Source organism: Solibacillus sp. FSL K6-1126, from assembly GCF_038003445.1.
GTDB lineage: Bacteria > Bacillota > Bacilli > Bacillales_A > Planococcaceae > Solibacillus > Solibacillus silvestris.
Genome location: NZ_JBBOPD010000001.1, coordinates 471923 through 487384, shown reverse-complemented (window position 1 = coordinate 487384; position 15462 = coordinate 471923). Strand labels below are relative to the sequence as shown.

The window sequence follows — 15462 nt, the reverse complement described above, 5'->3', positions numbered from 1 at the left end:
TCCAACCCAAGAGAGAATTTTACTTTTCAATTTTATAACCCAATCCCCAAACTACTTTTAAATAACGGGGGTTTTTCGGATCTGCTTCAATTTTTTCTCGGATTTTACGAATATGCACGGCAACAATATTTTCGGCATTATAAGCGGGCTCATTCCATACGAGTTCATAAATATCGCTGATCGAATAGACGCGCCCCGCATTCTTTAATAGAAGTTCGGTTATTTTATACTCAGTCGGTGTCAGTTTGACAGGTTCTCCGTCCACACGGATTTCCCGCGCTGCAGCGTCCAGCTCCAGTCCTTCAACAAGCGGAGCGGCTTCTCCTACCGTGCCGAAGTTGACATAGCGTCTTAGCTGGGACTTGACGCGTGCCATCAATTCAAGTGGGTGGAACGGCTTTGTAATATAATCGTCCGCACCTACTGAAAGCCCATGAATTTTATCGCTTTGTTCCGCCTTTGCACTGAGCATAATAATCGGGATATTGCGTTCTGCACGAATTTTGAATGTCGCGGTAATCCCATCCATTTTCGGCATCATGATGTCTAAAATCATACAGTGTACTTCATTTTGTTCAAGCAGTTCGATTGCCTCAAGCCCGTCTGCCGCTTTTAACACCCGGTAACCTTCATTTTTCAAATAAATTTCTATGCCGTCCCGGATGTCCTGATCGTCATCTGTTACGAGCACCGTCAGCTGATTCATCTTGCTCACCTCACAACTTTCTTGTTCTCCATCATAGCAAGTGGTTGATTTCCATTCCGGGTCGGACACTTTCCGCGGGCACGGCTCGAGCCTGTAGTCTCTCGCTCGTGCTGTTCCCGCTGGAGTCGCCTCCCCTACATTCCAATCAACCTTCTTATCATCTCCACTATTTAATGAAGAGCCAACTTTTTCTTATAAGTTTATAATAAAGCCCATTTCTTAACATCTAACTACTGTAAATCTGAAGAAATTCTTAAGATTTCTTATTTTACATTAAATGAGATTTTACTTTCGAGGAAGTATTGTCTAATAAAATTTGTGGTGCTACTTTATACTGGTTTTGTTCTACTTTCACGGCTAAAAATTCTGCTTTTCATTTAAAAGGTTCCACTTTCGGGCCAGGACTTTCTACTTTCAACTCAGTATCGGCTAATAAACGCAGCCACAGTGCCACATCAGTGATTTTTTTCACAACAAAGCAAAAAAACTGCCTCCTATGAAGCAGCTTTCTTTGTGCCGAATGTTAACACAATTATTCCACCTAATAATAGACTAACACCAATCCATGCAACAAATGTTAAATGTTCCCCTACTAAAAACACACCGAGTAATGCGGCTGTTAAAGGTTCAGCTAAGCTCAATGTTACCGCGGCCGACGAACTGATTTTCTTCAAGCCGCCTAAAAATAATATGTATGCCAAACTTGTTGCAGCAAGTGCCATAAAAAGAATCGGCCATATATTCACGCCTTCTGTCAGCCAGCCAAAACCGTCTTTTGCTGCAAGCGGCAATAAAAATAAGGCGCAAATTGAAAAAGTCATTGCAACAGCAGGCAATGTTTCTTCCCGTTTCATCAACTGCTTACTCACATTCGTATAAAGGGCAAACATGGAACCTGCAGCCAATGCTAACCCTATGCCAAGCGGGTTGATCGCCGTCTCACCTTGATTCATAAATAACAGCAGGCAGCCGACAATGGCGAGCACTGTTGCAATTGCCCATACTAGAGTTGGCCGCACTTTCCAAAAAACCCACTCGATGAATCCCGCAAATACAGGCGCGCTGCCGATTGTTACGACCGTTCCTACTGCAACTCCTGTAAAGCAGACAGATGTGAAAAACAGACTTTGGAATAGAGCAATCGTGATCGCCGCTAAAATGGTGCACTTCCATGACCAGTTACGAAAGGAAATTTTCCTCATCGCCAAAACCGCAAGCAGTAAAATGCCTCCGCCAATACCCGACCTTACACATGCTACCGCAAACGAAGAAATCCCTTCCGTTAAAAAGGTTTGTGTTGTTCCGACCGTCCCCCAAAGCATGGCGGCCAAAAGCACAAACAAATACGGTAAAATATTCACATCCTACACCCCATTTTTATTAATTATGCTATCATACGTTAGAAGTCCATACGAGATGAAGTTTTGTTGAAATCGATTTATAATAAGATTAACTTAAACTAAAAAGGAGGCATCATGATGTTTAAAACAGTAGAACAAACTGCAGCAGATATAGGCATGCCTGAACATCAGGTTTTACAGTACATTTATGCCGGTCGCATTAAAGCAGTACATGATGGTGAACACTTTTTAATTAATAGTGCGCAATTTGATACGTACCATCAGCAACTCGAACGAATTAAAGAAGAAATTGAAATTTGGAAAAACACTCCGATTCCCGAAGATGTCGATATAAAAGATGAGGACTAATAGAAAAGAAGCGAATTCGTTCATCGAGTTCGCTTCTTTTTAATCTCTTCTTATTAAATAGTGACTGTAAACCCTGCACGTTTCCCGATAATTTCAGCATAATCCTCTACCATTACACTTGCTGTCGGATACATCCCGGCGCCAGGCCCAATTACGGATAATGTTCCGATATAGTTTGTCTCCATCGTCACCGCATTGAACACATCATCTACAGGATAAAGCGGATGTTCATTGTTCACGAGTAGTGGTGCCACTTTTGCATGAATTGTACCGTCTTCGAGTTTTTCCACTTCTGCCACATGACGATAGCGAAGACCTTGCGCTGTTGCTTCCGCTACTTGTTCTGATGAAATTGTATCGATTCCGATCACTTCTACCTCTGCCCAATTTGGCTGTTCCCCAAATGCAAGGCTCGATAAAATCATCAGCTTTTTAAATGCATCCTGACCCGATACATCGTTAAATGGATCCGCTTCTGCATAACCTAATTGCTGTGCTTCTCTTAATGCTTGTTCAAAGCTCCAGCCCTCTGCACGCATCTTTGTTAAAATATAGTTTGTTGTTCCATTTAAAATTCCTTGAACGCAGCTTACTTCGTTGACCAGAAGAATATTTTTCATTGTTTTAATAATAGGCACACCACCTGCTACCGTTGCCTCAAAGCCGACGAATACACCATTTACTTTCGCCAATGCTTCGAGCTCCTCGCCCCGTTTTGCAAGCATTACTTTATTCGCTGTAATGACATGGCATTTTGCCTCAACAGCACGTTTTAAGTAAGTGAATGCAGGCTCTTCATTTACAATCGCTTCAAATACAACTTGCAGATTATTTTCCGCCAGTACGTCATCCATTGATTCCGTCATTAAATGTTTTGTGCCCGGTACACGCTCACGGCTTGCATCGGTTACTAAAATCTTCGCGACCTCCAGTTCAACACCCAGCTTTTCGCGAAGCTCCTGCCTCTTTTCATTTAAAATATGGTAAATTCCCTGACCTACTGTGCCAAATCCTAAGATCGCTGCCTTGATTGTTGCCATTGCCTTTCTCCTCCAAATTCTTAACACGCATATATTAACGAATAATTCAAAAAATTTATCTTAAAGAAAATTCTATCCTATATAATACATGAAAACAAGGATAATCTCGCCTAGAAGGACATTTGTTTACTGTAAACGGTCAATATTCATTCAAATTTTATTTTTTAAGAGCTAATTTGGAGACTATGATGTTAATATTTCCAGTCACTACTTGTGTTTTGGGCTAAGTAGTTGAGAGAGTTTTGTTATGTTCTAATATATTCAGAAATCGTCTAATATATTTTGAAATGTTCTAATAAAATTGCGATCTTCTAATATAACCGGTTAATGTTCTAAAATGGGGTCGCAATCTGCTAATATCCACACTCAATTTGCGAATATCGCTCACACTTCTTCTAATATCGCTCATCATTGTTCTAATAAATCGCAAACACCGGTTTCAACAACCATTTCCTGCCCGGAAAATAAGCGTACCCAACCTTCAAATTCACCCAAATTCTAATAACATCGACATTTCTTCTAATATCCCCAAAATTTCTTCTAATAATCGTTTTCATACTTCTAATAAACCATATACACCGTGTAAAAAAATCACCAAATAAAAAAACACTAGCAAGGGGGCTCGCTAGTGTTCCGGAATTATTTTATACTGCCACGTTTATATCATTATATGCCCGTAAACGATAGGCAGTTAAAATCTTGGTCATGACGATTTCCTCTTTTGCCGAGAAGTCAGGGACCGCGTATGGGCGCTCTACTAACTGAAATTCCCCATATTTTAAGAACCACTCTCTAGCTGGCGATAAAATATGGGCTGTACCATGAATTTTGTATTCCTCGGCAACTTCTTTTATAACATAACCCGCTGTGGCAAGATCGTGAGCTTGTTCTGAGAAAGCACTGTGTCCGAAAACATGCTGCCACATTGTATTCACATCCGCCAAAATTTGCTGGATCGCACAAGCGTTCACAAATTCCTTTACGTCATTTAGTTCATAAATAATATAGGCTGCAACGTTTTGTGCACTGTATACTTTCCCCATGTTGAACAACTCCTTTTCTTCCAATGATGCTGCAACATCACTTTAAATTTTTCCGGTTGGTAATATAATTATCCCAATTGTATTACTAGGTATTTAATTTGTCAATAAAACTTATAAAAATAGTAGGGATTAATTTTCTAAAAATTGCTTAGCTTTTCGAATGGGAAAAGCTAAGCCTTTTTTAAAGCATTATGCGTTTGTTTCTACTCCAATTTCCGCTGCAACTTTCGCTAATGCCTGCTCTAAATCCGCGATAATATCTTCCGCTGCTTCTAACCCGATCGATAAGCGAATGAGCTCTTCCGATACGCCGGCAGTTTTTAATTCTTCCGCAGATAACTGTTGGTGTGTTGTGCTCGCAGGATGAATAATTAATGAACGGGCATCGCCAACGTTCGCTACATGTGAGAACAATTCCACGTTATCGATTACTTGGCGGCCAGCTTCACGTCCGCCTTTAATTCCGAACGTAATGATTGATCCGAAGCCGTTTTTCAAATACTTTTTCGCTAAATCATGTGTCGCAAAATCTTCAAAGCCGTTGTAATTCACGTACTCCACAAATGGGTGGTTTCTTAAATACTCTGCAACTTTCTGTGTATTTTCATTGTGTCGGACAATACGCAAATGAAGCGTTTCAAGTCCTTGCAGGAAATTAAATGCCGCGTCAGCAGATAATGTTGGACCAAAATCACGCAATAGTTGAACACGAAGCTTTGTCGCAAATGCAGCGCCTGCTGTGTCAATTCCGTATCTTAGACCGTGGTATGAAGTATCGGGTTCTGTAAACCCTGGATGTCTTCCTTGTGTCCAGTCGAATTTACCGGCATCAACGACAATCCCGCCGATCGTCGTTCCATGACCGCCAATCCATTTTGTTGCAGAATGAATGACAACATCCGCGCCGAATTCAATCGGATTACTTCCATATGGGGAAGCAAATGTGCTGTCGATTAATAAAGGAAGACCATTGTCATGAGCGATGTTTGCTACCGCTTCAATATCCAGTACTTTCAAGCTTGGATTTCCGATAATTTCTGCGAAGATTGCCTTCGTTTTATCAGTGATTGCCGCTTGGAAATTCTCAGGATTTGATTCATCTACGAATTTTACTGTAATGCCGTAGCGAGGCAATGTTGTCGCGAATAAATTATATGTCCCACCGTAAAGTGAACCTGCCGCTACAATTTCATCCCCTGCACCGGCTACGTTTAAAATAGAAAATGCTACTGCTGCTGCGCCAGATGAAAGCCCTACTGCAGCTGTGCCCCCTTCTAATAAAGCAACCCGTTCCTCAAATGCCCCGACTGTCGGGTTCATAATTCTTGAATAAATATTGCCTGTTTCCTGTAATGCAAATAGACGTTGCGCATGAGCTGTGTCATTAAATGCATAGGCCGTTGTACGGTAAACCGGAACTGCAATTGCTCCTGTTTCCGGGTCTGGCTTTTGACCCCCGTGTAATAATAATGTTTCTGGTCTTAAATTTGTCATTTTAATACCCCCAAAAATTTAATCGATGGTGAAATCGGTGTTTTTGAGGAGGATTTTTTAAATGAAAAAAACCCTCTTCAGTTAAGAAGAGGGTTGCGCATGAGCAAGTTTGCCTCCTCTTATCTTTCAAAATGATTGTCCATTTTGTAGGATTTAGCACCTTAGTCAGTTCATCACTTACTGGTTGCCGGGCATCTCAGGGCCTATTCCCTCCGCCGCTCTTGATAAGAGTTATGTGATTTGTGTTCCATCGTTGAGTCTCAGTATAAAACATACTAATCCGATATGTCAACACAAAAAAATTAAAATTTTCAGATTTCTATTCTGATTACTCTTATCTGTATTTAACGATATGCAAAAATTTCCTCCCTATGAATTGAATAGACGCTTATAATCGACTTCAACTAAAATATTGACTAAAATAAGCTTGAAGGATATACCATTAAGATTTTTATTACATAAAAGGGAGATGTTCACGTGAATACAAAAGAATTATTACGCAGTCACACATCTGTTCGCAAATATACAGGTGAGGAAATTTCAAAAGAAACTGTCATCGATTTAATCGAAACAGCACAAATGGCGGCAAGCTCGCATTTTGTGCAGGCATACAGTGTTATCTGGGTAACGGATGAAGAAAAGAAAACTAAACTGGGTGAACTGTCTAAAAACGAATTCCAATTCAAAACAGCTGGTGCCTCTTTCTTATTTTGCGTAGATTTCAAACGTTTGCAGGTAGCTGGTCAAAAGCACGGAGTCGATATTTCTGCTGACACGGCTGAAAACGTGCTTGTAGGTGTAGCAGATGTTGCATTATTTGCGCAAAACTTTGTTATTGCAGCAGAATCAATGGGTTATGGCATTTGCTATATTGGCGGTGCCCGTACAAATCCTAAGGAAATTAGCGAGCTGTTCAATTTACCGGAATATGTTTTCCCGCTATTTGCGATGACGATTGGTACACCGACAAAACGCAATGAAACAAAACCACGTTTACCAGTAGCTGCGGTATTGCATGAAAATGGCTATGATCTTGATCAATACGATACGCTTCTAGATGAGTATGATGGCATTATGGAAGACTATTACAGCAGCCGATCTTCAAATCAAAAGACGGCAACATGGACGAAGCAAATGGCTGATTACTTAGTAGAACAAAATCGTCCACATATGAAAGAGTTTCTCGCTTCACAAGGTTTCACTTGGAAGTAGGCTTATAAACCAAAAATGCTATTTTTCTCTATGAGAAAAATAGCATTTTTTGCTGAGCGTTAAAAATTGATTTCCATTCCGGGACGCTTTCCGCGGGCACGGCCTGAGCCTGTAGTCTCAGGCGTCGTGCTGTTCCCGCCGGAGTCGCCCTACATTCCAATCAATTTTACAAAGTATCCGTTTCTTAATAAGGGTTTTCTTCTTATCCAGCGGTACTTCTACTTCTGCCCAAATTGCTTTATTTATTTCAATCCTTCAATTTGCAATGCTTTCACAGGCTGGAAATCTTCCCCTGTTTTCGCATACGTAATGGTCGCCTGATCGCCTTCTTGTAAGTAAATTGCAAACGGTGCAACTTCTGTAGAAACAATGAAGTTTTCACCTGTATTTGCCAGGAATGATACGATCGTGAAATCACCTACACGCTCTTTATAAACACGCACAACTTTTACCGTCGCCTTTGCTTCTTCAGCATTTGAAGTACCGTCTACCGTACTTCCGCCACGACTTAGCGCTGTTTTATAAAGTCTTAACGCTTCATTTGGTGTTGTACCATACGCCGAAATTTCAGGATTTGCTGCTGACACGATAAAGTAATTTTGCAGGAATCCGTTCGCATCGAGTACAGCTGACAGCCAACTCGCTTCACCGTAGAAGTTGTAAAGGATCGGCATTTCACCTTCCCATTCTTTTTCGATGAACTTTTTCTCGATAATTTCAAGAGCCCCTTGGGAATCCATATAAGACTCTTCCAGATTTCCGGTATAGTACGTCGCTTCACCGGTACGTGCATGTGTTAATGCATAACCAAGCATCGAGTCAACGCCCTCTTTCGGACTTGTAAAATCAGTGAAATAATACATTTCCCCATCTTCCATAAAGATTGGGCTTACATTTGCTTCCGTACCTTCATCGCTCGGCAACTTAACATCCTTTTTACCGACTAGACTGTTCCAGAACCCGTGCACATAGTTACCGTAATAACTATTTTGCAAACTTACCGCTTCCGGTGATACCGCACCATCGATAAATGCCGGTACATCTGCAATCGCGATTTTCTCTGTTGCACCCGTCTCTGCATCAACAAGTACAACCCCTTTTACATCAAAGCCGTTACGTGCCGAAATAAATTCCCCGTAAGAACGGATGTAATACGGTTTACCATCCTCATCAATTTCAAGCTGCGGATCTCCGTAGAAAATTAATGATGGATTTTGAAGACGAATATGACGCTCCAGGTTTTTATTTAAATAAGCAGATGGAACATAGCTCATTTCAGCCTTCACAAACTTTGGATTATCGCTTGAGTCTGTAGCACTCATCGTGAAATAACCAGGTGTTGTTTTTCCGTTGAACCATTTAAAGAATCCTGAAAACTCTACAGGTGCAATGTAAACATACTGATCATTTACTTTTTGAATTTGCAGGTTTCCTAATTCATAATAGCTCGTGTTTGGCACCTGTCCAAACGCCTTTTTCATTTTGTTTTTAACAAATTTTGGCGGTACACTTGCCGGTGTTTTCGTCTCATCAAACGACGAAATTTCCGTTTTTTCTTTCATCTCTGAAGATTTGAATTTTTCATTTGCATTTAAAAATGGTGCACTTACTAAATAGCCGATCCCAATAATGCCGACAAGCACGATGGCTGATTTAATTTTTTGCTCCTTACCAACAGCAAATATTGCCCCAATAATGGCTACAACAGGTATTACGTATAAAAAAATCGTCCAGCTTAGATCGATTTTTGAAATATATACTGTTAAGAATACTGATATAAAGCTTACAATAAATGTCGTAATGAATAAGCTCGTAAATGTTTTTGATGAAAGCTCCTTATTGCGAACTTTCTTTGATAACGGCATTAATAATAATGTGATCAAAAGTGATCCAATTGCCGTTATTAGCAATAATTGTCCCATAACAATCACCCTCTCTTACTTACTATGTACGAATAACCTCCCAAAAAGATTCATAAACAAGTAAAACTGCATAATTTCTGGCATAATAGAGCATATATTGCATTTTTATAAAATGATAGTTTGGTTTTACAGTAATTTTATATAAATATTTTTACTTGGGGGTTAATAGATGGCACGTAAAGTTCTGATTTTACTTTTCTTCGGGCTTGGCTTGTACTATGTGTTCTTTTTTGAAACGATCGATAGTTCATTAAAAATGGTCTTTAAGCTTTTGCCAATGATTTTCCTTATAGTGCTCGCATTTTTAACGAAAGTACATGTGAAATCACCATATTACTGGCTGATCTCTATTGGTTTAATTTTCTGTGCGGTTGGCGACTATACATTGCAGTGGTTCATTATTGGACTGAGCTTTTTTCTGGTCGGTCATATTTTCTATATTTTTGCTTTCCGCTCTACAAATCAGCAGAATACACCACTGTACGTAAAGGTTTTTTTAGCTTTATATGGTGCGGTTATGATGTTCTGGATTGCAGGAAGTCTTCTTCAAAAAGGAGATGCTGTACTCGCCATTGCAGTGACTGCTTATATTTTAGTAATTTTAACGATGGGATGGACATCGTTCCGAACAGGCAGTAAGTTTGCTGTCATCGGCGCCACCCTCTTTATCATGTCGGATTCGGTTTTGGCTATTAACCGTTTTATGTTTGATGTTGCCTATTCCCATATCTTGATTATGTTTACGTATTACGGCGCACAGTTTTTCCTCATGCTCAGCATAATTGATTATGATCGATTACGCTAAAGCGTAATCGTGTCCAGATTTTTTAGACCCACAGGATGTGGGTCAGTCAGCCGTTGTCACACGATGTGACGTATTTAGGCTGACTTCATTATTCATTTAAAAAATCTGTGACATCTGCCAGAGGCTTATCTTCATTCAGCGGGTACTTAAGTAGCCGCTGAATGAAGATAATTAGTTCAAATTCCGAAATAAAAAGTGTAGAATGAAAGCAATAAGTATTTAGGAGGTCTTTTTCGGATGAAAGAGAAAGTAATTGAACGTTTAGTACGCTATGCAAAAATTGATACACAATCAGATTTCAACTCTGACACAACCCCTTCTACAATGAAGCAATTCGATTTATTACATGTATTAAAAGATGAATTGGCAGCAATCGGTTTAACAGACATTACACTTGACGAAAACGGCTACCTTTTTGCAACACTTGAATCGAATACAGACAAAGACGTACCGACACTCGGCTTTTTAGCGCATGTTGATACAACATCGGATTACACAGGAACAAATGTACAGCCTCAGCGCATCGATAACTATGACGGTGAAGCGATTACATTAAATAATGGGTTAGTAATGGCACCGGACTACTTCCCGAACTTAAAGAACTATGTTGGCCAAACGTTAATCACAACAGATGGCAATACATTGCTTGGTGCGGATGACAAAGCCGGCATCGCTGAAATTATGACTGCGATGGAATACTTAGTGAAAAATCCGGAAATCAAGCACGGGAAAATCCGTGTAGCATTTACACCGGACGAAGAGATTGGGCGCGGTCCACACAAATTTGACGTCGAAAAATTCGGTGCGGATTATGCATATACGATGGATGGAGGTCCGCTTGGTGAATTACAATTTGAAAGCTTTAATGCAGCTGGCGTAAAAGTAACGACACGCGGTACGAATATCCACCCGGGTTCGGCGAAAAATAAAATGGTGAACTCGATTACAATGGCGATTGAATTCCAAAACGAAATGCCTAAAGATGCAGTTCCTGAAAAAACGGACGGCTATGAAGGCTTTATCCACTTAATGCATTTCAACGGCGGCATTGAAGAAACAACAATGTCTTACATTATCCGTGACCATGACCGCGCTAAATTCGAAGAGAAAAAAGCGTATATGGCAAAGGTCGGCAAAGAGTTACAGGAGAAATACGGTGAGGAAGCAATTACAGTAGCGATTGAGGATCAATACTATAATATGGGCGAAAAAATCGAGCCTGTTATGGAAATCGTCGATATTGTAAAAGAAGCGTTTTCTAAGTTTAATATCACACCGATTGTTGAGCCAATTCGCGGCGGTACTGATGGTTCCCAGCTTTCATACATGGGCTTGCCAACACCGAATATATTTGCAGGCGGCGAAAATATGCACGGCAAATATGAATTTGTATCAGCTGAAACAATGGAAAAAGCGACGGAAGTCATTATTGAAATCGTTCAGTTATTTGAAAAACGTTAATACAAAATGGAAAATTTCGAATGGAGCGATTACTTTCGCTTCATTTTTTTGTATACTTAATAGACAGAAAATTCAATACAATTAAGCGAGGTGTGTTATGAAGGAAATACTGATTGGCATTTTAGCGGCTTTATTTTTTGCGGTTACATTTGTATTGAATCATTCAATGGAATTGGAAGGCGGCAGCTGGCTATGGAGTTCTTCGCTCCGCTATTTCTTCATGCTTCCTTTTCTTATTGCCATTGTCGCGATTCGGGGAAAAGTCGGATTTCGTATTTTATCGAGTGAAATGAAAGAACATCCAGGTGCGTGGCTCATTTGGAGCTTTGTCGGGTTTGTATTATTTTATGCGCCGCTTACATTTGCCGCGGCATTCGGTCCAGGCTGGCTCGTATCAGGTACATGGCAATTTACGATTGTAGCAGGTGTATTGCTTGCCCCTCTTTTCATTACGACCATTGCTGGAAAAAACATCAGGGCAAAAATCCCGCTTATTTCACTCGGCATCTCAGGCATTATTCTATTCGGGATTTTGCTTATCCAAATTCCGCAAGCACAATCGGTTTCAATAGATAGCCTGCTCCTCGGTATACTGCCCGTTGTCGTTGCGGCATTTGCCTACCCTCTCGGCAACCGGAAAATGATGGAACTTTGCGGTGGTAGAGTGGATCCGTTTCAACGGGTTCTAGGGATGACAATCGCTTCCTTGCCTGCATGGATCTTGCTTGCAATCTATGCATTGTTTACTGTTGGCCTTCCATCCGCGAGCCAAGTGTATCAATCACTGCTCGTTGCTGTTTCTTCGGGCGTCATTGCCACGATACTATTCTTTATCGCTACAGACCGTGTACGCCATGACCAAGGAAAACTGGCAGCAGTTGAAGCAACACAATCGACAGAAGTTCTTTTTGCGATGGTCGGTGAAATGATTTTACTAAGTGTACCACTCCCGCAGCCAATTGCTTTAATCGGACTGGTGGTCATCATTATCGGCATGCTGCTACATAGCTATCACACAGTACTTATGAATAAAAGATTACAAACAGCAAATGAAAAAGGGTAGCGACATCTTTGTCACTACCCCTTTTCCCTACATTCCCCACTGCCAAATGCCGGTCGGATCTTTATACATTTTGAATACATATTCCCCAACAGATTCACGGTCATACTGGTAGCGTATTTCCACTTCCGATTCGGATAAATACGTAACATTTCGGTAAGATGCTTCCAAAAACAGTTCACCTAAACGGTTCGAATGCGGAAATGGAATGTCACTAGCAGTTAACCTTTCACTAATTGACCCATCTCCAAAAATCTGATCATACAAATAAAGATCAAAATATTGTTCTGGTGAATAGTCGTTTTCTAAACCAAAATAAATTGATGCTGTTGTACTTTGCTCTGCCAATGCTACGACTTCCCCGTAAATTTTATGCACAGCGGTAATTGTTCCCGCCTGCATTGTATTTTCTGCCGGGAAATGATTCACCAAAAAGTATTCACGCGCATTTAATAATTGATCGTAGCCTCCTGCAATCGTATTGCCGTTTTCCTCATACAATTCTTTTAATTCCGATCTTACAGGCTTCCCATTTACCGTTAGCTTGCCGTCCTGCAAAACGACACGGTCTCCTGGTACAGCGACTACTTCATAATAGGCGTTTTCGTAAATTGGTAAATGACTGCTCGTATTTGTCATCGTTCGTACAACATCGCCTGCTTCATATACAGCTTCATCAAATAAATTTTCCTGACGTTCTATCACTGTATGGTAAAGTCCCTTTTTCCCTGCAAGTGTAAAGGTTTCTTTATCTACATACTGTAAATCCGATAATTGTTCCAGCACTGGTAGCTGTGCAAAGGAATCATAATCGATTGTTGATAATTGCTTCTTTTTTTGAAGAGTAGCAATTTCCGCTAAATCATCAAGCGGATCATAAGGAGCACCCCGTCCTTCATTTCCCGAATTTTGCGTAAAAGGAACGGCCGTCATAAATAGGAATACCGCAACTGCTGCAACAGCTGCCGTCACTAATTGAACATGCCATGAACGTTTCTGTTTTCGGGGGGTCGGAGTCAATTCGGATTTCACACGCTGCTTAATACGACTTTCCTGCAAGCGTGTATCACCCATCATTTCATCCAGTTGTTTTTTAAATGGATCCATGCATCATTCCTCCAATCCCTCTTCGCTAAAAAACTCTTTCAATTGTTGCTTTGCTCGACGTAAACGTGTTTTTACCGTATTTTCATTCAGCTGTAAATACTGTGCAATATCGGCAATGGACTGTTCGTCATAATAAAATAAAATGAGCGGCTCACGATATTTCAGTGGTAGCTGGAATAACTTCTGTTCAAGTGATGCAAGATGCTCTTTTTGTATAACTTCTTCGTCCGTACCTTTTGTTTGAGCAAAAATCGTCTCAAAAACGACATCCTTTTTATGCTTCCATGAGCGTAAATAATCTTTTGCACGATTTGCTGTCATTTTTGTTAAATACGTTTTCAATGACGCCTCATTGCGAAACTGGTCGCTCTTCTGAAAGTATGTTACAAATACTTCCTGTACGATGTCCTCGGCGGTAGCCCAATTTTTAACGTACAAATAAGCGATGCGTACTAAATAACGCGTGTGCTCATCAACAATTGCATCAAATTCTCTCATGTAACGATTAACACCTTCTTATATTTCTAAGACCAGTTCACCCCCTTTACATAGGACGTGAACTGTTCAAAAGTTTTATTTTCAGTTATGCCGAATCGATTGACCTCATAGTTTGATTGCTGCATATTAGCATAACCTTCATTTGTCGTAAATCCGATTAACAGTCCTACTTCCTTCATCGCTGCGATCATATCTTCATCGTAATGACCGAATGGATACGCTAAAGAAGTCGCATTCTTCAGCATGTTAACATTTTGCTGCAAATCCATCGCAATGTCGGCAGAAGACATCTCTAATGCAATCCCTGCTCCATTGCTGAATTGATGCAAGTTATGTGTGTGCGCTTCGTACTGAAACACATCCGTCATTTGCTGCATCTCTTCGGCTGTGAAAAATTGGAGCGGTCCTTTGCTATCAAATACTTGTTCACCTTCAAAACGTCCTGTACGGGAAGATATAATATGCTGTACCGCTGAAAATCCATGTTCCTTTAAAATTGGATACGCATAGACCTTCGTCGATAATAAACCATCATCAAATGTAAGGAGAACCGAATTAATCGGTAAAATTTGGCGACCTTCCAAATAATCATAAAGCTGTGTTGTCGAAATTGTTGTAAATTGCTCTTCAGCTAAAAAGGCCATTTGCTGTTCAAATGATTGCACTGAAACCGTACTCGCATTTGTCACCATATCTTCTTTCGGTAAAATATGATGATACACTAAAACTGGAATCCCTTCATCTATTTCAATTGATGATTTATGTATATAACCGGCACGTTCTCCTACTTTGATGACAAACCACTCATCAACCTCCCCCACTATCGGGTAGCGAAACCCTTGTGAAAGCTGCAGCAACACACTGCTCGTAAGATTTTTTTCTTCATATACTTTTGTTTGTTCTGTCGTTTTGATTGAGTTTGTTATTTCTGTATTTACTAACGTCTGAAGCGATCGCTTTTCTACAGTGGCACTACCTTTTTTTATGAAGGCTGAAATTTTTCCGAATCGTAGTTCATAATAAAGCTCATCTTCACCTACAATTGCAAAAGAAGTATTCGGATGTCCCACTCCAATTTCAGTGAGCGTATTATCTTTTATATAAATCGGTTGTTCCTCATTCAGGACGATAACTTTTTCAAATAGATGTGTTGCCTGTTCTATTTGGGTTCCATTTTCTCTACCTGCCTTTTCTTTTTCGTTTGCAACCGCTCGTTCAATCTTTTCGCTTGAACCTCTATATTCAATTGTCAGGAATAATACGCATATAGCGATAAACCCTACTGCAATTAACTTTTTCATCATTTCCTCCGCCTACGTTTTTTATTGAAGCAACGTACAGACGGAGAAATTCAAAATAAGTTTCAAAAAAGTTTCAGAAATTTTTTTATACACAAAAATACCCG

14 protein-coding genes and 1 riboswitch are annotated in these 15462 nt (G+C 40.2%); of the genes, 5 read left to right on the top strand and 9 right to left on the bottom strand.

Annotation, left to right across the window (positions count from 1 at the left end; all coding sequences use genetic code 11):
• Positions 1 to 19: 19 nt before the first annotated feature.
• Together MHH44_RS02365 and MHH44_RS02360 are read right to left on the bottom strand one after the other, a co-directional pair.
• Positions 20 to 706 carry a response regulator transcription factor gene (locus tag MHH44_RS02365; protein WP_008406260.1) on the bottom strand — a complete coding sequence of 229 codons (687 nt, stop codon included), beginning with the start codon at positions 704 to 706 and terminating at the stop codon, positions 20 to 22.
• 494 nt (positions 707 to 1200) lie between these two features.
• Complete coding sequence (locus MHH44_RS02360; RefSeq protein ID WP_340797682.1) at positions 1201 to 2067, bottom strand: EamA family transporter; 867 nt, start codon at positions 2065 to 2067, stop codon at positions 1201 to 1203.
• A 117-nt stretch (positions 2068 to 2184) separates the two neighbouring features.
• Between MHH44_RS02360 and MHH44_RS02355 the strand changes: the two genes are divergently transcribed.
• Positions 2185 to 2415 carry a hypothetical protein gene (locus tag MHH44_RS02355; RefSeq protein WP_008406258.1) on the top strand — a complete coding sequence of 77 codons (231 nt, stop codon included), beginning with the start codon at positions 2185 to 2187 and terminating at the stop codon, positions 2413 to 2415.
• Between the two features lie 53 nt (positions 2416 to 2468).
• Here the strand turns inward: MHH44_RS02355 and MHH44_RS02350 are convergent, their stop codons facing one another.
• The 3 genes from MHH44_RS02350 to MHH44_RS02340 form a co-directional block, all read right to left on the bottom strand.
• Positions 2469 to 3455 carry a homoserine dehydrogenase gene (locus MHH44_RS02350; RefSeq protein WP_008406257.1) on the bottom strand — a complete coding sequence of 329 codons (987 nt, stop codon included), beginning with the start codon at positions 3453 to 3455 and terminating at the stop codon, positions 2469 to 2471.
• Positions 3456 to 4099: 644 nt separating this feature from the next.
• On the bottom strand, positions 4100 to 4498 hold the full coding sequence (locus MHH44_RS02345) for a hypothetical protein (protein WP_340797681.1): 399 nt from the start codon (positions 4496 to 4498) through the stop codon (positions 4100 to 4102).
• 189 nt (positions 4499 to 4687) lie between these two features.
• Positions 4688 to 5992, bottom strand: a complete 1305-nt coding sequence (locus MHH44_RS02340; RefSeq protein ID WP_340797680.1) for an O-acetylhomoserine aminocarboxypropyltransferase/cysteine synthase family protein — start codon at positions 5990 to 5992, stop codon at positions 4688 to 4690.
• A gap of 116 nt (positions 5993 to 6108) precedes the next feature.
• Positions 6109 to 6223, bottom strand: a riboswitch (SAM riboswitch).
• 246 nt (positions 6224 to 6469) lie between these two features.
• Here MHH44_RS02340 and nfsA point away from each other — a divergent pair.
• The gene (gene nfsA / locus MHH44_RS02335; RefSeq protein ID WP_008406254.1) at positions 6470 to 7204 is read left to right on the top strand and encodes an oxygen-insensitive NADPH nitroreductase; all 735 of its coding nucleotides are present in this window, start codon (positions 6470 to 6472) and stop codon (positions 7202 to 7204) included.
• 242 nt (positions 7205 to 7446) lie between these two features.
• On the opposite strand, the gene MHH44_RS02330 is transcribed toward nfsA, so the two are convergent.
• Complete coding sequence (locus MHH44_RS02330; protein WP_008406252.1) at positions 7447 to 9126, bottom strand: hypothetical protein; 1680 nt, start codon at positions 9124 to 9126, stop codon at positions 7447 to 7449.
• Positions 9127 to 9295: 169 nt separating this feature from the next.
• Here MHH44_RS02330 and MHH44_RS02325 point away from each other — a divergent pair, with 169 nt between their 5' ends.
• The 3 genes from MHH44_RS02325 (at position 9296) to MHH44_RS02315 (ending at position 12455) form a co-directional block, all read left to right on the top strand.
• Complete coding sequence (locus MHH44_RS02325) at positions 9296 to 9931, top strand: lysoplasmalogenase (protein WP_340797679.1); 636 nt, start codon at positions 9296 to 9298, stop codon at positions 9929 to 9931.
• 237 nt (positions 9932 to 10168) lie between these two features.
• Positions 10169 to 11392, top strand: coding sequence for a peptidase T (gene pepT / locus MHH44_RS02320; protein WP_008406249.1), 1224 nt, complete (start codon positions 10169 to 10171; stop codon positions 11390 to 11392).
• A 97-nt stretch (positions 11393 to 11489) separates the two neighbouring features.
• Entirely contained in the window at positions 11490 to 12455 is a 966-nt protein-coding gene (locus MHH44_RS02315) for a DMT family transporter (protein ID WP_340797678.1), read from the top strand.
• A gap of 27 nt (positions 12456 to 12482) precedes the next feature.
• Here the strand turns inward: MHH44_RS02315 and MHH44_RS02310 are convergent, their stop codons facing one another.
• The 3 genes from MHH44_RS02310 to MHH44_RS02300 are packed head-to-tail and all read right to left on the bottom strand — an operon-like array spanning position 12483 to position 15358.
• Positions 12483 to 13559, bottom strand: a complete 1077-nt coding sequence (locus MHH44_RS02310) for a S26 family signal peptidase (RefSeq protein WP_008406247.1) — start codon at positions 13557 to 13559, stop codon at positions 12483 to 12485.
• Between the two features lie 3 nt (positions 13560 to 13562).
• Positions 13563 to 14057, bottom strand: coding sequence for a sigma-70 family RNA polymerase sigma factor (locus tag MHH44_RS02305; RefSeq protein WP_008406246.1), 495 nt, complete (start codon positions 14055 to 14057; stop codon positions 13563 to 13565).
• A 26-nt stretch (positions 14058 to 14083) separates the two neighbouring features.
• The gene (locus MHH44_RS02300; protein WP_340797677.1) at positions 14084 to 15358 is read right to left on the bottom strand and encodes a polysaccharide deacetylase family protein; all 1275 of its coding nucleotides are present in this window, start codon (positions 15356 to 15358) and stop codon (positions 14084 to 14086) included.
• Positions 15359 to 15462 lie beyond the last annotated feature (104 nt).

What these genes read in the sequence shown, in the direction of transcription:
- MHH44_RS02315 (WP_340797678.1), top strand. Translation starts at nt 11,490, where the DNA reads ATGAAGGAAATACTGATTGGCATTTTAGCGGCTTTATTTTTTGCGGTT.
- MHH44_RS02355 (WP_008406258.1), top strand. Translation starts at nt 2,185, where the DNA reads ATGTTTAAAACAGTAGAACAAACTGCAGCAGATATAGGCATGCCTGAA.
- MHH44_RS02350 (WP_008406257.1), bottom strand. Translation starts at nt 3,455, where the DNA reads ATGGCAACAATCAAGGCAGCGATCTTAGGATTTGGCACAGTAGGTCAG.
- MHH44_RS02305 (WP_008406246.1), bottom strand. Translation starts at nt 14,057, where the DNA reads ATGAGAGAATTTGATGCAATTGTTGATGAGCACACGCGTTATTTAGTA.
- MHH44_RS02310 (WP_008406247.1), bottom strand. Translation starts at nt 13,559, where the DNA reads ATGGATCCATTTAAAAAACAACTGGATGAAATGATGGGTGATACACGC.
- MHH44_RS02300 (WP_340797677.1), bottom strand. Translation starts at nt 15,358, where the DNA reads ATGAAAAAGTTAATTGCAGTAGGGTTTATCGCTATATGCGTATTATTC.
- pepT (WP_008406249.1), top strand. Translation starts at nt 10,169, where the DNA reads ATGAAAGAGAAAGTAATTGAACGTTTAGTACGCTATGCAAAAATTGAT.
- MHH44_RS02325 (WP_340797679.1), top strand. Translation starts at nt 9,296, where the DNA reads ATGGCACGTAAAGTTCTGATTTTACTTTTCTTCGGGCTTGGCTTGTAC.
- MHH44_RS02340 (WP_340797680.1), bottom strand. Translation starts at nt 5,992, where the DNA reads ATGACAAATTTAAGACCAGAAACATTATTATTACACGGGGGTCAAAAG.
- MHH44_RS02345 (WP_340797681.1), bottom strand. Translation starts at nt 4,498, where the DNA reads ATGGGGAAAGTATACAGTGCACAAAACGTTGCAGCCTATATTATTTAT.
- MHH44_RS02330 (WP_008406252.1), bottom strand. Translation starts at nt 9,126, where the DNA reads ATGGGACAATTATTGCTAATAACGGCAATTGGATCACTTTTGATCACA.
- MHH44_RS02365 (WP_008406260.1), bottom strand. Translation starts at nt 706, where the DNA reads ATGAATCAGCTGACGGTGCTCGTAACAGATGACGATCAGGACATCCGG.